Source organism: Actinosynnema sp. NPDC050436, from assembly GCF_040655415.1.
In the GTDB taxonomy this organism is placed as follows: domain Bacteria; phylum Actinomycetota; class Actinomycetes; order Mycobacteriales; family Pseudonocardiaceae; genus Actinosynnema.
Window position 1 is genome coordinate 621,792 of record NZ_JBFAJV010000001.1, and the last position, 20,142, is coordinate 641,933.

17 protein-coding genes are annotated in these 20,142 nt (G+C 71.4%); 7 read left to right on the top strand and 10 right to left on the bottom strand.

The window, feature by feature from the left end; genetic code table 11:
- Positions 1–134: 134 nt before the first annotated feature.
- Positions 135–1,064 (bottom strand): RNA polymerase sigma-70 factor, encoded by a 930-nt coding sequence (locus AB0I60_RS02605; protein ID WP_360725404.1) that lies wholly within the window; start codon positions 1,062–1,064, stop codon positions 135–137.
- Positions 1,065–1,241: 177 nt separating this feature from the next.
- Between AB0I60_RS02605 and AB0I60_RS02610 the strand changes: the two genes are divergently transcribed.
- Entirely contained in the window at positions 1,242–1,739 is a 498-nt protein-coding gene (locus tag AB0I60_RS02610) for a carboxymuconolactone decarboxylase family protein (RefSeq protein ID WP_360725406.1), read from the top strand.
- A gap of 14 nt (positions 1,740–1,753) precedes the next feature.
- Positions 1,754–2,506 carry an NAD(P)H-binding protein gene (locus tag AB0I60_RS02615; protein WP_360725408.1) on the top strand — a complete coding sequence of 251 codons (753 nt, stop codon included), beginning with the start codon at positions 1,754–1,756 and terminating at the stop codon, positions 2,504–2,506.
- A 103-nt stretch (positions 2,507–2,609) separates the two neighbouring features.
- Here the strand turns inward: AB0I60_RS02615 and AB0I60_RS02620 are convergent, their stop codons facing one another.
- The 3 genes from AB0I60_RS02620 to AB0I60_RS02630 form a co-directional block, all read right to left on the bottom strand.
- A complete protein-coding gene (locus AB0I60_RS02620) occupies positions 2,610–3,026 on the bottom strand; it encodes a hypothetical protein (protein WP_360725410.1) in 417 nt (138 codons plus the stop codon).
- Positions 3,027–3,096: 70 nt separating this feature from the next.
- A complete protein-coding gene (locus tag AB0I60_RS02625) occupies positions 3,097–7,830 on the bottom strand; it encodes an SDR family NAD(P)-dependent oxidoreductase (protein ID WP_360725412.1) in 4,734 nt (1,577 codons plus the stop codon).
- Positions 7,830–9,062, bottom strand: coding sequence for an acyltransferase domain-containing protein (locus tag AB0I60_RS02630; protein WP_360725414.1), 1,233 nt, complete (start codon positions 9,060–9,062; stop codon positions 7,830–7,832). Before AB0I60_RS02630 ends, AB0I60_RS02625 begins: the two co-directional genes overlap by 1 nt.
- A 269-nt stretch (positions 9,063–9,331) precedes the next feature.
- Between AB0I60_RS02630 and AB0I60_RS02635 the strand changes: the two genes are divergently transcribed.
- Positions 9,332–9,691, top strand: coding sequence for a hypothetical protein (locus AB0I60_RS02635; protein ID WP_360725416.1), 360 nt, complete (start codon positions 9,332–9,334; stop codon positions 9,689–9,691).
- 238 nt (positions 9,692–9,929) lie between these two features.
- Here the strand turns inward: AB0I60_RS02635 and AB0I60_RS02640 are convergent, their stop codons facing one another.
- On the bottom strand, positions 9,930–10,307 hold the full coding sequence (locus AB0I60_RS02640; protein ID WP_360725418.1) for a hypothetical protein: 378 nt from the start codon (positions 10,305–10,307) through the stop codon (positions 9,930–9,932).
- Positions 10,308–10,812: 505 nt separating this feature from the next.
- Here AB0I60_RS02640 and AB0I60_RS02645 point away from each other — a divergent pair.
- The 4 genes from AB0I60_RS02645 (at position 10,813) to AB0I60_RS02660 (ending at position 13,192) form a co-directional block, all read left to right on the top strand.
- Positions 10,813–11,139 carry a hypothetical protein gene (locus tag AB0I60_RS02645; RefSeq protein ID WP_360725420.1) on the top strand — a complete coding sequence of 109 codons (327 nt, stop codon included), beginning with the start codon at positions 10,813–10,815 and terminating at the stop codon, positions 11,137–11,139.
- A gap of 347 nt (positions 11,140–11,486) precedes the next feature.
- Positions 11,487–11,852 carry a hypothetical protein gene (locus AB0I60_RS02650; protein ID WP_360725422.1) on the top strand — a complete coding sequence of 122 codons (366 nt, stop codon included), beginning with the start codon at positions 11,487–11,489 and terminating at the stop codon, positions 11,850–11,852.
- A gap of 262 nt (positions 11,853–12,114) precedes the next feature.
- Positions 12,115–12,504, top strand: coding sequence for an HPF/RaiA family ribosome-associated protein (locus AB0I60_RS02655; protein ID WP_360725424.1), 390 nt, complete (start codon positions 12,115–12,117; stop codon positions 12,502–12,504).
- A 226-nt stretch (positions 12,505–12,730) separates the two neighbouring features.
- Positions 12,731–13,192: a hypothetical protein gene (locus AB0I60_RS02660; protein WP_360725426.1), complete on the top strand. Its 462-nt coding sequence runs from the start codon at positions 12,731–12,733 to the stop codon at positions 13,190–13,192.
- A 94-nt stretch (positions 13,193–13,286) separates the two neighbouring features.
- Here the strand turns inward: AB0I60_RS02660 and AB0I60_RS02665 are convergent, their stop codons facing one another.
- The 5 genes from AB0I60_RS02665 to AB0I60_RS02685 form a co-directional block, all read right to left on the bottom strand.
- Entirely contained in the window at positions 13,287–14,063 is a 777-nt protein-coding gene (locus AB0I60_RS02665) for a DUF6528 family protein (RefSeq protein ID WP_360725428.1), read from the bottom strand.
- A gap of 170 nt (positions 14,064–14,233) precedes the next feature.
- Entirely contained in the window at positions 14,234–16,264 is a 2,031-nt protein-coding gene (locus tag AB0I60_RS02670; protein WP_360725430.1) for an ATP-binding cassette domain-containing protein, read from the bottom strand.
- Positions 16,261–17,094, bottom strand: coding sequence for a hypothetical protein (locus AB0I60_RS02675; RefSeq protein ID WP_360725432.1), 834 nt, complete (start codon positions 17,092–17,094; stop codon positions 16,261–16,263). The genes AB0I60_RS02670 and AB0I60_RS02675 overlap by 4 nt, the downstream gene beginning before the upstream one ends.
- Positions 17,091–19,277 (bottom strand): cysteine peptidase family C39 domain-containing protein, encoded by a 2,187-nt coding sequence (locus tag AB0I60_RS02680; protein WP_360725434.1) that lies wholly within the window; start codon positions 19,275–19,277, stop codon positions 17,091–17,093. Before AB0I60_RS02680 ends, AB0I60_RS02675 begins: the two co-directional genes overlap by 4 nt.
- Positions 19,274–20,008 carry an HlyD family efflux transporter periplasmic adaptor subunit gene (locus tag AB0I60_RS02685; RefSeq protein WP_360725436.1) on the bottom strand — a complete coding sequence of 245 codons (735 nt, stop codon included), beginning with the start codon at positions 20,006–20,008 and terminating at the stop codon, positions 19,274–19,276. The genes AB0I60_RS02680 and AB0I60_RS02685 overlap by 4 nt, the downstream gene beginning before the upstream one ends.
- Between the last annotated feature and the right edge of the window lie 134 nt (positions 20,009–20,142).

The window sequence follows — 20,142 nt, forward strand, 5'->3', positions numbered from 1 at the left end:
ACACGCTAAACGTCGGTTCTCGGAAAATATGCGTCTCGGGCAGGTGAATTGCTTCACGTCACATGCGGTGCGGCAAGCGCTTCACACCGTGCCGCCACGGCGGTCGTGGCGACGGAGTGAGGCAGTCGCCGCCATCAGCGGCTCACAGTGATCTCCCGCTCCACGCGCGACAACTTCTCTGGATTGCGGACGTGGTAGGCACCGGTGACGAAGCCGTTCTCGACCCGCACCGCCAGCACGCCGTCGATCTCCCCTCCGATGCGGATGAGCAGCGCCGGGCCGCCGTTGACCTGCACCGGCTGGATCGACCGGTCCGCGTCGCGCTTCCACCAGCCGACCGCCAGCAGGCGGGCCACTTCGTCCGCGCCCACGACGGGCCGCAGCAGGGCGTGCTTGACCCCACCGCCATCGCTCAGGGCGACGACGTCGGGTGCCAGGACGTCGAGCAGGCCCTGCAAGTCACCGTTCTCGACCGCCGACCGGAAGGCGTCCAACGCCGCCCGGTGCTCGGCCGGGGAGCCGGTGCCGCGCGGTCTGCGCGCGGCGACGTGCGCCCGTGCCCGGTGGGCGATCTGACGGGTTGCGGCCGGGGTCTTGTCGACGGCTTCCGCGATCTCGTCGTAGGACAGGTCGAACACCTCGCGCAGCACGAACACCGCCCGCTCGGTCGGCGCGAGGGTTTCCAGCACCAGCAGCATCGCCATCGAGACGCTCTCGGCGAGTTCGACGTCCTCGGCCACGTCCGGGGAGGTCAACAGCGGTTCGGGCAGCCACGGGCCGACGTAGGACTCCTTGCGCCGAGCCAGCGTCCGCAGCCGTTTGAGCGCCTGCCGGGTGGTGATCCGGACCAGGAACGCGCGCGGGCTCAGCACCGTGGCCAGGTCGACGCCCACCCAGCGCAGCCAAGTCTCCTGGAGGACGTCTTCGGCATCGGTGGCCGAGCCGAGCATCTCGTAGGCGACGGTGAACAGCAGGTCGCGATGGGCCACGAACGCCTCGGTGGGCGCGTCCACCCCGTGGGTCGCGTGGCCCTCGCCGGCGGTGCCCGGCGCTTGCTCGCCCACCGCTGGTGCTTGCCTGTCCGTTCGCGACCGTGCCATGCCCATACGATCCCGGCTCGCACCGCTCTGTGACACCCACGGTCGGTGGTTCCCGTCACATCGCCGGGTTGTCACAACGGCCAGTTCGCCGGGATCTCCTGCTCGTACCGAAGCAACACCTACGAGCCAGGAAGTCCGATCATGACACCAGACAAACCGACCGGCCTGCGGTCGAGGATGCCCAGCCCCCTCCGGTTCGTCCCCGAGATGGCGCCTGTGGCCGAAGCCCTGCACAACGTCCTCAAGAACGGCGCGGTGCCCCCGACGACGGTGAGCCTGTTGCACCTGCGCGCCGGGCAGATCCTCGGCAGCACGTACTTCACCGTCCGGGAGACCGGAAACCTCCGCAGGACCGGCGAGCCAGAGGAGCGCATCACCGCCGTCTGCACCTGGCGGGATGCCACCTGCTTCACCGACGCCGAACGGGTCGCGCTGGAGCTGGTGGAGGCCGTCCTCACGCCGAACCCGCTCGGCGAACGCGTCTCCGAAGAGCTCTATGCCAGGGCATCCGTCCACTACGACGACAAGGCGCTCTGGACACTCATCATGGCGATCGCGCACATCGGCTTCTTCACCCCCGCCGCGCTCATCGCCAAGCCGATCCCCGGTATGCCCCCCGGCCGGAACTACAGCGAGTGAGGAAGGCGATGAGCATGAGCAGGTTCGCGGTGGCCGGAGCGACCGGGCGGCTCGGCCGCCACGTCGTCGACGTCCTGACCGAACGAGGACACGAAGTCGTGCCGGTGGCCCGGGCCACCGGCGTGGACATCATCACCGGCGAGGGCCTGACCGAGGCGCTCACCGGGGTGGAGGTCATCGTCGACGTCGCCTCGTGGCACTCCTCCGACCAGGAGGCGGCGACGGAGTTCTTCCGCACATCGGCCCACAACCTCCAGGAGGCCGGGCGTGCGGCAGGGGTCGGCCGGATCGCCGTGGCGTCCATCATCGGCGTCGACAAGGCCACCGCCGGCTTCATCGCCGCGAAGAAGGTCCACGAAGAACTCCTGCTCTCCGGCCCGATCCCCGTCCGCATCCTGCGCGCCGCGCAGTTCCACGAGTTCGTCGGTCAACTCCTGGACTGGCAGCAGGGCGACGTCGCCCACGTCCCGGCTCTGCCCACCCAGCTCGTGGCCTGCCGCACCGTGGCCGAAGCACTGGTCGACCTGGCCACCGACCAGGACGCGCCCACCCCGGGAACACCGATCCCCGAGATCGCCGGGCCCCGCCGGGAGATCCTCGCCGAGGCGGCCCGCCTCCTCGGTACCCGCCGGGGCGTCGAGGTCGTCCCCGTCGACGGCTCCGGCATCCCCGACGCCGAGATCGCCGCCGAGGGCGGATTCCTGCCCGGTCCGCACGCCACGCTCGCCGGACCCACCTTCCGGGAGTGGCTCGACACCCGCTCCTGACCGGTCGCGCGGCACGGCTCCGTCCTCCCGACGGGGAGGCGGAGCCGTGGTCGGTCGTGAGCAGACGCTGCCGGTGGTCCCTGCCAGAGCAGCAGCGGCCGGGTCAGAGCCAGTCGGCTTCGATGCCGCGAGCGCGCAGCATCTCCAGCGCTTCTTCGTTGCCCGTGAAGAGCAGCGTCATCGACTTCAGGTTGGGGAAGTGCTGCACGTCCGCGAACTCGTCCACGTCGAACAGATCGTCCTCACCGTCCCAGTTCGGCGCGATCTGGAGGTAGATGTCGTTGCCGCCGTCCATCTCGATCTCGGTGACCTTCTCCGCCAGCTCGACGGGGACCTCAAGCGCCTCGAAGTAGGCGAGGGCCTCGGGCACCGCCTCGACGCTCGCGGCGTCGTAGGTGAAGCCCTGCTCGGCGGCGTGCACGGTCAGGCGGAACTTCGGCAGGAGGCCCTGGTTGTACATCAGTTCCTGGACCACGGCGAGCTTGAAGTTGAGGTCGGTGAACTGGATCGACTGGCTCATGCCCGAACCATATAAGGCGGGTACGACATCGCCGTCCCAGCGTCTCCACCGCGTCGACGTCCGACCACGTTCACTGCGAGGTCGAAGTGTCCGCTCGGTACACACGGCTGTCCTCGACAAGTGGTGTCGCTCTGTGCCGCACCTGACCGAACGGTGCGGTGTCCATGTCGATGATGCGGGCAACCAGCGAACCATCGGACGCCAGTGCGGACCAGGTCGCGGTGGGTCCGGTCCAGTGCAGCTGTATCCCGTCCGGGTACAGGCTCGCCAGCTCCGCGTCGCTCGCCGGAATCTCCAACTCGATGCGGCGCACGCGCGTGGGGATGATCACTTGGTGCACGCCGTCCACCACGTGGAGGGCTTTGGTCCTGGCGAGAGCGTCGAGCAGCAGACTGGGGATCGGAAGTTCGGCGAACACCTCGGGCAGCCCGTCGACATCCGGCTGCCACAGGGCGGTCGCGCCGAGGTCGTGCGTCTCCCGGTTCCGAGTCGGCCGGAACGGGCCTGCCAACCGCACGCGCGATTCGTCCCCGTAGTAAGGGTCGTGGACCGGCTCCGCGTTCGGGGCACGCCACCACCCGGTTCGCGTCGCCTGGGGCGGGGGCGGGAGGTCCGTGTCCACTGTGGCACGGAAGTGCTCCTGCTCCTTGAGCAGACGTCCGTCCGGCGTCGTCACGCGGGACAGCAGGCGGACCAGGACCGCGCCACCGGGGACTCTCGCAGCTTCAACGGCGTATTCACGCGCCTTCCGACCACGCACCCACACCGGGAAGCGGATGTCCCGGAAGGACCGGACAGGAACGCCCGGGGCGAAGTGCCCGGCCGCTTCGGCAGCGATCGCAACGAGCATCGTGCCGGGCAACGTCGGCACGCCGTCCACCAGGTGGTCGGCGAGGTAGCGCTCGGTCCCCGGGTCCACGGTGAGCCGCCAGGTCGCCCGGTCACCCCGCTGCGCGAGAGGTTCGCGCAGGAAGTGCCCGGCCCGGCCGTGGCGCAGGAAGCCGGGGAACAGTCGCGCCGACGACCGGTGGTCGTGCTCCCCGATGAACGTCACCAGGGCGTCACGCGGAGACCGTTGCGCCAGTTCGGCGAGGAAGTGCGTGACGCCCTCGTCCTTCGACATGTCCGACGAGTGCCGGGCGCGGTCCAGGAAACCTCGTGCCAACTCTTCGGCGGCGAGGCCGACCTCCTTCCAGATCGCCCAGGCAATCGTGTGCTCGTCGTGGCCGTGAACCGCTTGCCCGTGCTGCGCGGCGTGGGCCAGGAAGTCGTTGGCGGACGAGTAGTCCACTTCGCCCGGGTGGCCGACCAGCCCCGTCACCGAGCCGAAGTTGCACCACAGCCGGACGTCGGGGAAAGCCTGCCTGAGGTTGCGGTAGCCCTCGACCTTGACGTCGCGGACCAGCCGGAACGACGCGAGGGTCTTCCGTTCGAGGTCGGCGGGCCGGTGCAGGCCGACGCCGTTGATCAGCAGGTCGATCGCGTCGTGCTCGGCGGCGACGGTCGCGGCGGCCCGCCGCACCGCCTCGGCGTCGGTGACGTCGACCGGGAGGTACCGCACCGCCTTGGCACCGAGCCGTTCCCGGAGCCGGGCGACCGTGCAGGCCGTCTCCCGTGCCCGGACGAGACGGTCGAACTCCCGGTTGAGATCGGCGATCGGACGCGGGTCGGTGCCGCCGGCCCGCTCGGCGATGAAAGCCGCCCGGTGCCGCTGCAAGTCATCATCCGGTGCCGCGAGCAGTTCCGGTGGCACCTCGTCGGGCTGTGATGAACCGAGGAGCCAGACGGTCAGCGGGATGTCCCGGGCGAGCGCTTCGACCACTGCGGCGGTGATCCCGCGTGCGCCGCCAACGGCCACCACGACCGATCCCGGGCGCAACGGGAGCGTTCCCGTCGTGCCCGTGACCGGGGTGATGCGTTGCCGATGGCGCACACCGCGCTGGTGGAGGGTGACCGGCAGCCCACCGCGCAGGACGAGTTCGGTTGCCAGTTCTTGCAGTGCACCCACCGGATCGGCGTCGGTGATGGTGGTGTGCGAGGCACAGCCCGGAAGCTCCCACGCCATGCTCTTGACGAATCCGGTGAACAGCCCGGTGTGCGGCGCGGGCACACCAGCGGACAGCTCGTCCAGGACCGCAACGCCGATCGACCCACCGTCGCCCAGCGTCCGGTGGTTGCGTTGCACGGCAAGGAAGAGCACCTCGTGCAGGCGCAGGGCGGACGGAGGTGCCACGTCCTGCCCCGCCCGCGCCACGATCACCCGCAGGTGCCGGAGCGAGCCGGGCAATCGGTCGACAGCGGTGACGGGATCTTCGTTTCCACGCAGGACGAAGACGGAAGCCGTGGGGTCGAGCAGGCCCGCCGTCACCTCGTCAGTGAGAATTGCATCCGGCGCGGACGACGGCTCCGGCGTGCGCTCCGAGGCCGGATGGCGTTCCCAGAACGTCACGTGACGCGCGGTGGTCGCTCCAGGAGTAGCAGCCGGGGTGGTGGTCGCTCCGGTGCCGGCCGCCGGGGCCGTGACCGGGGTGAAAGTGATGGCGGGTGCCTCGGAGAGCGTTCCGGTCTGATCACGGGCCACCAGCTCGACCAGGTCGACGGCACCCTCAGCGGCCGAGTACGTGCGCCGGCGCGGCCGACGCGTGGCGGATGCACGCCCGTGCAGGTCGGAGGAGAGCGTGCCCACGACCGGCCAGCCGTGCCGCGCCGCGTCACCGGACCTCGCCAGTGCGAACAGGAACGCGCCCTCGGCGAGTTCGCCCGGTCGCGCCCCTGCACAGCTCGCGGCCTCGTCGGTCGTGGCACCGTTGAGCGCCAGCACCAGCGCGAGGTCCACCTCCCGCGTGGACAGGTACCGGATCGCGGTGTGCACGGCGAACTGGGTGGACGACGTCCCGGCGTCCAGGGTGACGGCGGGCCCGTGGAGGTCCAGGTGGGCGGCGATGCGCGCCGGCACCACGTTCGGCATGTGCCCCGCGAGCGTGTCTTCGTTGGTGGGCGGTCGTTCCCGGCGCAGGGCGGCGACAGCGTCCGCGACTGCGCGCGCCCAGTGGTCGGGCCTCAGGCCGTCGAGCGTCACCGGCAGATCGGTCAAGTCGTGGCGGTAAGCGCGCATCGTGACGTCGCCCAGCACATCCGGCGGGCCGCTGTGCGCGGTGAAGACACCGATCGTCTCGGTGAGTCCGCCCCACAGCGCGCCGTGCTCGGCGGCGAACCGGTGGGCCACCGCGAGTGCCATCAACTGGGTCCGGTCGACGGTCCGCACGGTGATCGGGGTCAGCCGCCCGGCCCCGGCGGGCAGCTCGGGGTGCGCGGGGCCGAACGAGGCGTCGGACAGGGCGAGCCCGGCGCGGGCCCTGGCGAGGACGTCGTGCGACGAAGGCGAACCGGGCAGGTGGGCGGACCAGGCGACGAGCACGACACCGTCGTCGTCCCGGGCCGGCCCGGAGCGCGGTACCGCCTGTCCCGCACGGGGTTCGTCGCGGACGATCTGGTAGGCGTTCGTCCCACCGAAGCCGAAGGCCGCGACACCGACCGCGCGCGGGCGGTCCGGCCGAGTGGCGAAGGCGACCGGCGTCCGGGGGACGGTGACCTTGGCGTCCCGCAGTTCGGCGCGGACGTCACCGATCGGGTTGTGGGCCGGCACCACGTTGTTGCGCAGGCCGAGGATCGCGTGGATCAGCGACACCGTCCCGGCCGCCCACCCGGTGTGCCCGAGCACCGCCTTGGTGGACGTGCACAGGTGGCCCCGGGTGGTCAGGCTCCCGTTCAGCACACCGATTTCCACTCCGTCGCCGGTCGGGGTGCCCGTGGCGTGCGCGACGCACCAGTCGAGGTCGTCGACGGCGATCGCGCCGGCCTCGCACGCACGGCTCAGCGCCCGCTGCTGCCCGCTCGCGCTCGGTGTGAAGACGGCCTTGCCCCTGCCGTCCGAGGCCGCGCCGAACCCGCCGAGGACCGCCAGCACCGGATCACCGTCACGACGCGCCTTGGCCAGGCTCTTGAGCACGACTGTGGCGGCACCCTCCGCGAACAGGGTGCCGTCCGCGTCGTCGCCGAGCGAACGCACGTGACCCAGGCGGCTCAGGCCGCCGAGCTTGGAGAACTCCACGCAGTTGCGGATGGTGAGGTTCTGGACGCCCGCGCACACCGCGACGTCGACGTCACCGGCGAGGAGGGCCTTGGCGCCCAGGTCCACCGCGTACAGGCCCGACGAGCAGGCGGTGTCGACGCCCACGACCGGCGTCGACTCGGGGAGCAACCCGGCGATCGACGCGCGCAACGCCTCGTGCGGCGCGTGAGCGCGGAGGTGGTCCGAGGCGTTCGGGTAGTGCACGCGCAACTGCTTGCGCACCAGTTCCAGCACATCCGCCGCACGTTCGGAGCCCGGCCAGTGAGCGGCGATCCGCCGCGCGGCCACGTCGACCAGGAGCGTCTCCTCGAACGCCTCGTTGGCGTCGGCGGTGGTTGCGACGTAGGCCGCGACCCGATCCCCCGCGCCGACCGCGATGTTCGCGTACGCCTGCGCTATCGAGTGCCGCAGCCAGCGGACCACCGCGTCCGGTTCGGCGCTCGCAGTGGGGTTCAGCTCCGGGTTCCGGACGAACCCGCCACGGCACGTGTAGGCGCGGTCCTCGGCGTCCGAGTCGGGTGAGAGGAAGTTCCCGGCACGCGGCCACCGCTCCCCCGGGTCGTCGACGACACTGCGCCCCTGCCCCAGCAGTGCCCAGAACTCGTCGGGGTCGGCCGCGCCGGGCACCACGATCCCCATGCCGACGACAGCGACGGGATCCGAGAGCGGCATCACGCCACCTCGCGTCGCGCGGCGAGGTCGCCGACCAGTTGCGCGACGGATCGCAGCGTCGGGTATCCGGCGGGCCTCGGCGCTTCGCCGTCCACAGCCAGGTCGTAGGTCTTGAGGACCCGCATCACCAGCTCGGTCTGCTTCACGCTGTCGACGCCCAGATCACCTTCCAGGTCGGCGTCGGGCAGCAGCACCTCGTGCGGGTAGCCCAGCGCCGTCGCGTAGATCTCCCGGGCCTTCTCCAGCACGCTCGCCTCGTCCTCGGGACGCCGTCGCGCGGGTTCGGGCACCGGCGGGGCGGCTTCTTCCTCGACGGACCCGCGCGGCACGACAGCAGTGTTGACGTGCGGCACAATCCGGTCGACCAGGTCACGGCACGTGGACCGGGGACCGCACTCCACGAAGCTCCGGACACCGTCGGCGTGCACGGTCCGCACGGCGTCGAGGAATCGCACCGGACGGACCAACTGGTCGGCGATCAACGCGTCCACGTCGCCCGGCCCGTCCAGGTACCGGCTCAGAATCGGCGAGTAGACCGGTATGCGCGGACGCCGCTTGAGCATCGAGGAAGCCCGCTCCGCAAAGTCCTCGGCCGCTGCCGCAAGCAGGCGACTGTTGTGGAACGCGTAGCCCACCGGGAGCCTGGTGACGCTGATCCCGAGCGCCTCAGCGGCGCTCACCAGCGCGCCGAGTTCGGCGTCCGGCCCGGAAACCACGACCTGGTCCGGTGAATTGTCGACGGCAACGGCAAGTTCCCACGAATCGACCGCGCCGAGCAGGTGGCGGGCACGCCGGTACCCCGTGCCCAAAACCACCAGGCCGCCCGCCACGCCACCGTGCCGACGCAGCGCTTCGTCCCGGTGTGCGACCAACACGGCACCCTGCTCGACGGTGAACACGCCGGCCGCCGCCAGAGCCGCGATCTCGCCGAAGCTGTGGCCGATCAGCACGTCCGGACGCAGGCCGGACGCGACGAGGAGCCGGAACGAGGCGACCGCGATGCCGTAGAGGGCCAGGTGCAGCGTCTCCGGGTCGCTCTCAGCCAACACGTCGGCACCCGGAGCATCCGGGTCGCACAGCACCGACGAGATCTCCGCACGCCCGAAGCTCCGCGCCACCGCGTCCAACTCCGCGACGACCTCGGCCACCTCCGGGTGGCTGTCCCGCGACTCCGCGAGCGCGCCGGGGAGGTAACCACCCTGGCCTGGGAACAGAAACGCCGTCCTGGTCATCGGAGCAACCTCCTGCCGGGTCCTGGCATGACGCCCCGACGCTAAGCCAACCCGGCCCGGTGGTTGCGAAACCCTGCCCTCACGCCTCCGATCCAGGGCGCTTTCGGGCAATCGGCATCCCACCCTCTGCTCGTTCGCCCATCGGGGTGATCGAAACTGCACAACTGCGCTCCGGGCGGCCCCGAAATGGTTTGGCAACGAGATCAACGCCCCGTAGGGTGCAACGACGAAGAGCCGACGGAGTCGGCCAAGCGACAGGAAGGCACACGGTGACCAAAGACCGGAAGACGCCGACTACCGTGCTTTGGCGCCCTACCGGTCCGGAGGAATTGGAACTCGTCCGGCAGTCCGGCTGGCGCGCTTGGCCACCCCGGCTTCCGGATCAGCCGATCTTCTACCCCGTGCTCAATGAGGATTACGCGATCCAGATCGCCCGGGATTGGAACGTCCCCCACAGCGGAGTCGGCTACGTGACCCGTTTCCGGGTCGACTCCGAGTTCCTCCAGCGCTACCCGGTTCGGCAGGCCGGAGGTCGGACCATCCTGGAATTGTGGGTACCAGCAGATGAACTTGACGAGTTCAACACCCACCTGGTCGGGTTAATCGAGGTCGTGCACGAGTTCAGATGACCGGAGTTCGACCCACCCGGGTTGAGGTGGCCAGCCGGTGCGAAGAAGCAGGTTCGCCGGTCAGCGGCCGTCGAGTCCCGGCCTGAGGATGATCATGGCCAGGCTGCCGGACCTGCTTCCGCACTCCTGCGGACTGCACCACACTTAGCCTGCTGAAAACTCCTTGCGCCTTCCGACAAGCGCCGCGGGGTGCGGCGACGACGCGCGCCGTGCAAGGGGCAGCGCCACCGGCCGCGCTCTACTCGTCGACCAGCACCTTCGGGTCATTCGACGTGTAGACGCGCGCTTCGCCCCAGGAACCGCCGATCAGCCAGTGGTCGCCGACCCGCTTGAGGTAGTCGATGTTGTCGAGGTCGATCTCCCCATTTGCATCGGTGAAGACCTGGTAGGACCTCCACGCCCACTCGACACGGGCGGCCTCGGACAGAATGAGCCAGCCGTCGGCGTAGCAGTGTTGCTTGTCCGGAGCCGCCGGTCGGTACAACGGGTGAGACTCGGTGAGGACCAGTTCGACTCGGAAGCGCAGCTCGGACGGGGCCTGTTCAATGGCGAGAACGAAGCTGTCCTCCAGGTAGTAGGTGGACAGCTCCGGAATCTCGACATAATCGGTCGTCATAACCGGTCCTCGTCACCTCAGCGGGGTTCCCGGATCGTATCTGGAAGCACGGGTTCCGGCGACGCAATTCCTCCACCAGTTCAAGGAGGTGCACCTCCTCTGCCGAGACGGACGCCTGACCGTCAACGGGAGCTTCCGGACCGAGGGCGTGGAGGTACCGAGTTCACGCCGAACGGTCGTGACGGGTCGCGGTCCGGCGACAGCCGCACGGAGAAGTATCCACTTTCAGGGCGTACCCGCCCTTCGCCGACGACACGCCCGGAGATCGACACCCGGATGGACGATTGAGATGCCGACGAACGGAGCGCACGCTGTGCTTCCACCCGGCAGACTTCGCCTCTCCGGGCACCACCCCGCCTCCGTGCGGCCTCTTCCTCCGTCGGGCACTCCTCCGCCGGCCGCCACCGTCGCCGCCTCAACGGCATAGACCGTTCCCGGCACATCGCGGTCGACCACGTCCTCGAAACCGACGGAAGAAGGGCGCCCACCAGTCGAAGGAGTCCACATGAGACACGCGATCCGCACCGCATCGGCGGCACTGAGCGCGACCGCGCTGCTGCTCTGCACCACCGCGATCCCGGCGTCCGCCTCGACCGACGTCGCCAACGGCACGTTCTACACCTCCGACCTGCTCAACGGATACGGCGAGTTGAACGACCCGACCATCGGAGCCTGCTACACCCTCACTCCGCTGATCCTCAGCGCCTCCAACCAGACCGACGCCACCGCCGTCGTCTTCAGCGACCCGTACTGCACCGTGGCCGGCTTCCGCGTCGACCCCGGCAACACCACCACGTTCCAACTGTGGTCCGTCCGCTTCACCCGAAGCTGACCACCAGACACGCCCCCCGGTCGTCGAGTGCGCGCCCTGCGCGCAAACCTCGAAGGCAAACCCAACCCTGCGGCCCCCTCCAGGAGGCGCGCATCACCGAGTCAATCATTCTGCGCGTACAAGAATTTCGACGGTCGACCTCGGGACGCATCGACAACATCGACGCCCCGATCAAACAGCCAAGCGGATGATCCAACGTCAGAGCCTCTGCACCAAAGTGCAGCCTCCTTGCCCGAAAAGACTGCGGGCCACCTGAACGCCAATTCTGCCGATATGGTTCACCTGACGGACATTCGACCCCAGGGCGGTGACCGTCACGTTTTCCGCAGTCCACGGAGGAACTTCACATGAGACAGATAGTCAAACGGGCGGTCATCGCCGCACTTGCGGCGATCCCCGTGATGGCCGCGCTTCCCGCCGCCACCGCGACGGCCGCGCCGCTGCCGATCAACCGCGTTTCGTGCAACCGGGACGATTTCCTCTGGGTGTACGCGCACCAGAGGGGACCCCAGTTCATCCACTGCTACGCCAACGGCGGCACGGCCCACTACCCCGGCGGCACCTGGCTCGACCGGATCTGGACCGGCAACAACCGCGTGCAGTGGTTCGGGGACGGCAGGTGGCAGCCCGCCACCCCGATCGGGAAGAACACCGACTTCCGGTTCCCGAACCACCCGGGGGGAGTCCGCATGGAAGCGATCAGGATCGTCTGATCCGTCGGTGCACCAAGGGCGGCGAGCCGAACCGGCTCGCCGCCCCGGCAACCACGTAGCGACCTTCGCATCCCCACTCGGCGGCATTTCCCGGCCGGTGCCCCGGAGCACGCCGGGCGACGATCAACGGCCTGCACCCCGGTTGCACCTGCCTGCGGGCCTCACGGCGAATAGCCCGATCGTGCGCGACGGAATCGGGTTTGGACCGGCCGGTCCCGTGGTACGGACTGGGTTCCTTGTTGTCCCGTTTCGGAGGGTGCTCATGCAGATCCAGGTCAACACCGACCACAGCATCCACGGTGGCGAACGGCTGGCCGCCTATGTGACCACCGACCTGGAGAACGGCCTGTCCCGGTTCAGCGGATGGTTGACCCGGGTGGAGGTGCACCTCAGCGAGGACGCGGCCGGCAAGCCGGAAGACAAGAAGTGCGTCATCGAGGCACGGCCCGGGGGCAAGCAGCCGGTCGCGGTCACCCACCACGCGGCCACCGTGGACGACGCGTACGCCGGCGCGGCGCACAAGATGGCGAGGGTGCTGGACTCCCGGTACAGCCGCACCCACGACCACAAGGGCAGCGACAGCATCCGCCACATGCCCGCCCCGGACGACCCGGAACAGGTCGGCGTGATCGCGGACGAGCCTCGGAGCTGATCGGGCGGCAGCAGACCCACGGCTCGCTGTCGCTTGAGCGCGTACAGCCCCACGCGTGCGCCCGCGAAGCACACTTCAATCACCAAGGTGACCTCTTTGCAGTATCCGGTCATCCTATTGACCACCACCACGTCGTCTGGCCGAATTGCCGTGTCACCGAAGTGATCGGTGATCTTGCACAGATCGATTAAGTGACAAATCGGCTGATCGTGACCAAGGGGACGACATGATCAACAAGATCCGCGCGAAGGTCGGCATCGCCGCCGTGGCCGCCGCCATCGTCGGGGGGACGCTGATGGGTGGGGCGGCTGCGACCGCGGTGCCCGGCGGGGAGCAGGCGGCACCCGTCGCCGCGTCGGCGAACGCAGCCGGCCAACTGGTCGAGTTGACCACCTCGGGCCAGAGCCGGACGTCCGCTGCCGGGGCGGCGCTGCCGTGCGGAGCCTACTCCGAGCCGGCCTCCGGCGGCGGCTGGAACCTGTACTGGACCAACTGCTGGAGCAACTACACCCACCACATCGCGCCGCTGTGGTACGCCGACATCCGGGGGAACAAGTGGGTGAACGTGCTGGCCTGCCACTCGAAGGTCCTCAAGAACGGCGAGACTGCCAGCTGGTACGCCCCATCGGCGAGCTTCCCGCCCGCCGACGCCAAGGCCAGCTACCTCGACGTCGTCTTCTGCATCTGATGACCGCTGACCGCTGACGGGCCTGTCGGCCCCGGACCGCGCACGCGATCCGGGGCCGCAGTCCGGAGTGGCCTGCGATCCAGCCTGCGGAACGTCAGTAGTACGTCCAGACGACCGGCCGGGCCTTGTAGAAGCAACTGCCCTTCCGGGTCTTCGACGGCAGTTCACGGCCGTTGCCGTCGAACAGCGACACCGTCGGCGTCTGGAACTTCGCCGCGCACTGGCCCTTGTTGGTCTCCAACGGGCGGGTCTGCAACGTCGTCCCGTCGACCCGGTTGCCGGCCGATTTCACCCACCTGCCGTCACGGCCGTCCGTGAGCCGCCGTGGCGACTGCTCCGCGACCTTGTACTTGTCGAACCGGTAGACGTGGTGGGAGTTCGTGATCCACATTTCGTGCCGTTCCGTACCGTGGATCGTCGCCAGGTCGTGGCCGTGCCCGACCTTCTCCTTCGTCACCTTCCCCGCCTTCTCGTCGAATGCCCAGAACGTGGTGATCCTCGGTGACGCCTCCGCCAGGGACCGCTTGCGGATGTCGTACTGCCGCAGCGAGCCGTACCCGAGCGCCCAGAGCCGTCCGTCGTTGTAGACCACGCCGTGGGCACCGGGGAAGTCGATCGGCCGCGTGTGGCTGTTGTGCTTGCGGTCGGTCGCGGGGAAGAAGTACAGCGCCCCACCCCTGCCCGTGGTGCCGTCACCGCTGCCCGCCACCACGATCTGCCCGTCGGGCAGCAGTTCGATCGAGTGCGCGTTCGCGCGGCGTGGGACCGTGGAACTCCAGAGCACCTCGCCGCTGTCCCGGTCGATCTTGGCGACACCGCCGGAACCGGCCGACACGAGCACGACCCGACCCTTCTTCGCGTCGGTGCGCACCTTCGCGTCGGTGATGCCGGCGGCCCACTCGGGTCGCTTCGCCGGAGGTCCAGCGTCCCTGCCGGGGCTGGGGGAAATCCGGGATCGCGCCGCGCACCACGACCTCCGGCCCGACGCATTGCAGCGCAACGAGAAGGGCGTTCCACGTTCGGGCAGTCAGGGCAGTGGCGTCAGCCGACCTCCAGCGCGGCGCGCTCCGCCGACCCGCCGACCGGGTGCCCGGACGGCTCCCCCACCACCTGTCGCGCCGCCAGCCGGTGGAACAGGCCGTCGGTGTCGGCGAACAGCTCGGCGAACGTGCCGGCCTGCACGACTCGACCCCCGTCCATCACGAAGATCCGGTCCGCGTCCCGCACGGTCGACAGCCGGTGCGCGACGACCACGCGGGTGGCGGCCGACCGGCGGGTGCCGGCGGTGACGATCTCCTGGGTCCGGTTGTCCAGCGCGCTGGTGGCCTCGTCGAGGAACAGCACCCGGGGCTTCGTCGCCAGCGCGCGGGCGATCAGCACGCGCTGGCGCTGGCCGACCGACAGCGTGCCGCCCCCGAACGGCACCACGGTGTGCAGCCCCATCGGCAGCCGGTCGACGTCCTCCTCCAGCCCCGCCAGCCGGACCGCCTCCCACACCGCCTCGATCGGCAACGGGTCGGCGCCGCAGATGTTCTCGCGCAGGGTGCCGCCGAACAGCCGCCCGTCCTGGAGGACGACCCCGCACTGGCGGCGCACCGCCCCCACGTCGAGCCCCGCCAGGTCCTGCCCGTCGTAGTGCACCGCCCCCGTGTCGGGCCGTTCGAACCCCAGCAGCAGCCGCAGCAGGGTCGACTTGCCCGATCCGCTCGGTCCGACGAGGGCGACGAACTCGCCGGGCCGGACGTGGAGGGAGACGCCGTCGAGCACGGGGGCGTCCGAGCCCGGGTAGCGGAACGTCACGTCGCGGACCTCGACCTCGCCGGCGAGGTCCACCTGCCGCGCGCCCGGTTCGCTCTCCGGTGACGCGGTGAGCACGTCGGACACCTCTTCCAGGCGGGGCAGCGCGGCGGCGACGTCGATCCCGGCCGCGCACAGCGTGATCGCCGCCTGCACCAGCAGCGCCAGGCCCGCGTTGGCGGTGAAAAACCGTTCGGCCGGCACCTGCCCGCTCAGTGGACCCGACACCACCGCCAGCAGCACCAGGTGGGCGCTGATCGGCAACGCCGTGACCAGCGCCGCGAACCCCGCCTGGACCCGCCGCACGCCCTGCACCCCGGCCCGCGCCGCCACCGCGGCCTCCGCCCACCGGCTGAACGCCCGGGGTTCGGCGGCGGCGGTCTTGATCGTCGTGACGCCGGCCAGCACCTCGTCGGTGACCGAGGCGGCACGGTGCTCGGCCGGCAACGCGGCCCGTTGGCGGCGCACGACCACCGCGCCGAGCGCCGTGCTCACCAGCGCCGTGCCGACGACCAGCCCGACCCCGACCCGGGTGAGCGCGGACTCCACGACGAGCAGCAGCCCGAGCCCGGCGCAGGCCGTGCACACCGCGAGGAGCGCCCTGGCGAGCACCCCGTCCAGGGCCTGGCGCACCTGGGCGACGCCGAGCACGCGGTTGGCCAGCGCACCGCTGGTCGTCCCCCGGAAGAACCCGGTGGGCAGCCGGAGCAGCCGGTCCCACAACGCCAGGTGCAGGTTGGCCTCGAACCGGTCCTCGAACCGCAGAGCCCTCAGGTTCAGCACGACTTCCAGCAGCGCCGCCGCCACGGCGGTCGTCAGGTAGAGGGCGATGTCCCAGGCCATCCCGCGCAGGTCGCCCCGGACGAGTCCCCCGAGCACCTGACCGATGACCAGCGGGGTCGCCAGGTGCAGGACCGCGACGAGCGCACCGGCCACGAGCATCCCGCGCAGGTCACGGCGGTTGCCGGTGAAGCCCCTGCGCAGCAGGTCCCGCAGGCGGGCCTGAGCGGGCAGCGGCAGGTGCGGGACGGCGGCGCTGTCGGTGAACTGGTCCACGTCCGCCGGCGTGCGCGCCCGGGTCAGGGGATCGACCACGTGGTAGCGACCGCGCGCGAACACCAGCGGCACCGCGCCCCCGTCGGTGCGCCGGCCGATCAGCGGTCCGACGTCGCGCCGCTGCCAGCCCCGGTCCAGCCGGGTCCGGCGCAGGCGGACCCCGGACTGCCGGGCGCGTGCCTGGAGCACCGCCAACGGGTCCTCCGGCGGCGCGCTCACCGCCGCCACCCGGTCACCGCGCGCAACACGTCGCGGAGCCCGCCGCCGTTCTGGCCCGCCGGGGCGGTGCGGGAGCCCAGGCCCAGTTCGCCCAGGGCGCGGTGGGCGGTCGCGGCGATCGCGGACCGGTGGGCACGCCGGCGTTCGGCGAGCGCGGCGAGGAGACGTTCGTCGTCTGCCCGTGCCTCGTCCACGGCGGCCCAGGCCCGCCGGGTCAGGTAGCCGCCGACGACGTCGGTGAGCCCGCCGGCGCGCAGGACGTCCTCCGTGGTGCGGAGGGCGAAGACGCAGTCGTCCTCGGCGCGGACCCAGTCCCCCACCGCGAGCAGGACGGCGTCCCGCCCGGCGGTGACCACGTCGCCGCCGTTGACCCGGAACCCGCCGGCGGCCCGCAGCCACAGCGGGCGTCGGGCGCACAGCGCGGACCGGCCGGAGGCGAGCGCTCCCGGGCGCAGCGGCTCGCAGTCACGCGGCGGGTGCGCCGGCCGGGTCCGGCCGGACATCGCCTGCAAGGCCCGGTCCAGCGCCGGGGCGAGCGCGGCGGCCCACCCCGGGAACGCCGGGGCGTCGAGTTCGCGCAGGTACGCCCCGGGCAGCGGCACGGCCCGGAGCTGCCACTCGCCTGTCAGGGTCGGCGGCGGCACGGCGCTGAACTGCGGGCACCGCGCCACGAACTGGCGGCGGGACCGCCTGCCGTCGGGGAGTTCACGCACCGCGAAGACGTCGACCGGGCCACCCTCGACCAGGTAGGCGAGCCGCCACCCGTCGAGCCGGCGCGGTTGTGCGGTCGCCGCCGACGCCGAGGCGGTGAGGAGGTCCCAGTGGGTCACGGCGTCACCTCCGGGGCGTCGTGGTGCCGGATGAGGTCGGCGTAGGCGCCGTCACGGGCGAGCAGCTCGTCGTGCGTGCCGCGTTCGACCTCCCGGCCGTGGGCCAGCACGACGATCAGGTCGCAGTCGCGGACGGTGGCCAGCCGGTGGGCGACCACCAGGCAGGTCGCCCCGCGTCGCCGGATCTCGGCGTCGAGGAGCGCCTCCGTCGCGGTGTCCAGGGCGCTGGTGGCCTCGTCGAGCACCAGCAGCCGGGGCCGCCGGGCCAGGGCGCGGGCGATGACCAGGCGTTGCCGCTGGCCGCCGGAGAAGTTCCGGCCGCCCTGGCGCACCGGGGCGTCCAGGCCGCCGGGCCGCCGGGCCACCTCGTGCAGGACCTGCGCGTCGGCCAGCGCGGCGAGCACCTCGTCATCGCCGATGGTGGGGTCCCACAACGTCACGTTGTCGCGCACGGTGCCCTGGAACAGCGCCCCGTCCTGGTCGACCACCGCCGTGGTCGCCGCCCGCAGGTCCGGGTCCAGGTCGCCGAGGTCGTACCCGTCGATCGTGACGCGCCCGCGCCACGGCCGGTGGAGGCCGGCGACCAGCCTGCCCACCGTCGACTTGCCGCTGCCGGAACCGCCGACGAGCGCCACCCGGGCACCGGGCAGGAGTTCCAGGGAGAAGTCGGTCAGCAGCGGCGCGGCCGAGGGGTTGTAGCCGAAGGTGACCGACTCGACCACCACCCGGCCCTCCACCGGCACGCCCGTGACGGGGTCCGGCGGGGCCGGGGACACCGGGTAGCGCTCGACGTCGAGCAGCCGCCGGACGTCGACGCCGACCTCCGCCACGCGGGCGGCGGCCTCGCTCACATCGTCGATCGGCCGGTTCATCGCCGTGACCAGGCCCTGCACCGCGACGAGCAGGCCCACGGTCAGCGTCCCCTCCAGCACCAGCCCGCTGCCGACGGTCAGCAGCACGGCGGTGGTCACCGCCATCACCAGCGCCGGGACCACGCCGAGCACGGCGGCCGGGACCCCGGCCCGTTGCCGACCTCCGCTCACCGCGGCCTGACGGGCGGCGAACTGCCGGAAGGCCAGGTCCTCGTGCCCGTTCGCCTTCGTCGTCTCGATCATCGCGATCGTGGAGACGACGCCGGCGTACCAGCGTCCGCGCTCCGCCTGGACCCCGGCGACGGCGGCCGTGCGCAGCCCCGACAACCACCGCAGCACCACGACGTTGAGCCCGGAGAACGCCGTGGCGCACAGCCCCAGCACCGGGTCGTACCAGCAGAGCAGGACGCCGTAGGCCAGCACCAGGGCGAGGTCGACGGCGGTCGCGGCGAGCCGCCGGGTGAACACCTCGGCCACCGCGTCGTTCGTCTCGACCCGGTGGGCGAGGTCGGCGGCCTGCCGCTGGTCGAAGAACGCCTGCGGCAGCCGCAGGACGTGCCGGAAGAACCGGGCGGCCCCGCTGAGCGCGACGGCGGTCTCCGCCCGGACCAGCAGGAGCCGCTGCACGAGCGCGGCGACGAACGTGAGCACCGCCGCGATCGCCAGCGCCGACACCAGACCGGCTGTCACGCCGGTGTCCCCGCCGAGCAGGACCCGGTCGACGAACACCCGGGACAGCACCGGGAACGCGATCCCCACCACCGCGACGAGCACCCCGAGCAGCACGGTGAGGGGGACCACCGACCCGAGGTGGCGCCACCGCCGCAGGACCGCCGCGAGCAGGCTGAAACGCCGGCCCTCGCGCCGGAACGCGGGCCCGGGTTCCAGGTCGATGGCGATGCCGGTGTAGGAGCGCTCGAACTCGTCCCACGGGACGGCCCGGGGTCCCAGCGCCGGGTCGTTGAGCCGGACCCGGCGGCGGTCCATACCCTCCAGCACCAGGAAGTGCTCGAACCGCCAGTAGAGGACGGCGGGCAGCCGCAGTTCGCCGAGGCCCGCGATCCCGCACTGCTTGCCCTTGGCGGTCATCCCGTGCCGCCGCGCGGCCTTCACCAGGCCGGACGCGGTGGAGCCGTCCCGGCCGACGCCGCAGTCCCGGCGCAGCTCCTCCAACGGGACGTGCCTGCCGTAGTGGGACAGCACGATGCCCAGCGAGGCCGCGCCGCACTCGGTCGCCTCCATCTGGACCAGCGTGGGCGTGCGGACCCGGCGGCGGGTGGGGCGCGCGGTCCGCTCGGCGACGGCGGTCACGTGAGCAGCCAGTCGACCGGGCGTTCGTCGGCGAGCGTGATGCGGGCCGTGACGACGCCCTGCGAGCCCCACCGGTCGAGGTCGCCGGACGGCTCGACGGTGACCGCCACGACCGGGCCGGCGGCCAGGAAGGGCGTGACGTCGCGGGTCCGGCCGAGGAAGGCGCGCAGCGAGTCGGCGGTCTCCGGGAACGAGCCGACCTCACGCACCACACCGGACGCGCCGGTCCACTCGACCGCCATCCCGACGCGCACCGACCGCGCCGACGCGGCGGGGACGTAGACCACGGCACGCACCCGGTCGTCGGACGTGTCGAGCCGTTCGAGGGTGGCGACACCGGTCCCGGCCGCCACCCACTGGCCGGGCGAGACCAGCGTGCCGACCACGTACGCGGTCCAGGGCGAGCCGACGGTGAGCGTGCGGCCGTCGGGGTCGGTCAGCCGGTAGAGGGCCTGGCCCTGCTCCAGCCGTTCGCCGGAACGAGCCAGGACGGCGGTCACCAGTCCCGCGCGCGTGGCGTCCACAGTGGACACACCACCGGCGCGGGTGAGCACACCGGGCGCGGAGACGGTCTTGGGCACCGTGCCGAAGACCGACCAGGCACCCGCGCCGACCACCACTGCGGTCAGGGCGAGCGCGGTCAACCAGGCGGGCACCGGGGCGAGCTGCGCGACCTCGTCCAACTGCTCCGGCGACGCCAACGAGTCAAGGGCGCGTTTGCGGAACTTCACCGGCTCCTCCTCGGTAGACCGGGAACGCGGACCCGGTGGAAGAACGCGAACGAGCGCGCCGGTTTCCCGACGCGCCCGTCGTCGTGCGGCGTGGCTGCTGCAGCGCTACCGGCACAACAGCCCGACTGGCAGTC

Bases quoted from the DNA above. Each gene is read 5' to 3' on its own strand.
- AB0I60_RS02655 (WP_360725424.1), top strand. From the start codon at position 12,115: ATGCAGATCCAGGTCAACACCGACCACAGCATCCACGGTGGCGAACGG.
- AB0I60_RS02630 (WP_360725414.1), bottom strand. From the start codon at position 9,062: ATGACCAGGACGGCGTTTCTGTTCCCAGGCCAGGGTGGTTACCTCCCC.
- AB0I60_RS02625 (WP_360725412.1), bottom strand. From the start codon at position 7,830: ATGCCGCTCTCGGATCCCGTCGCTGTCGTCGGCATGGGGATCGTGGTG.
- AB0I60_RS02645 (WP_360725420.1), top strand. From the start codon at position 10,813: ATGAGACACGCGATCCGCACCGCATCGGCGGCACTGAGCGCGACCGCG.
- AB0I60_RS02610 (WP_360725406.1), top strand. From the start codon at position 1,242: ATGACACCAGACAAACCGACCGGCCTGCGGTCGAGGATGCCCAGCCCC.
- AB0I60_RS02620 (WP_360725410.1), bottom strand. From the start codon at position 3,026: ATGAGCCAGTCGATCCAGTTCACCGACCTCAACTTCAAGCTCGCCGTG.
- AB0I60_RS02615 (WP_360725408.1), top strand. From the start codon at position 1,754: ATGAGCAGGTTCGCGGTGGCCGGAGCGACCGGGCGGCTCGGCCGCCAC.
- AB0I60_RS02660 (WP_360725426.1), top strand. From the start codon at position 12,731: ATGATCAACAAGATCCGCGCGAAGGTCGGCATCGCCGCCGTGGCCGCC.
- AB0I60_RS02650 (WP_360725422.1), top strand. From the start codon at position 11,487: ATGAGACAGATAGTCAAACGGGCGGTCATCGCCGCACTTGCGGCGATC.
- AB0I60_RS02640 (WP_360725418.1), bottom strand. From the start codon at position 10,307: ATGACGACCGATTATGTCGAGATTCCGGAGCTGTCCACCTACTACCTG.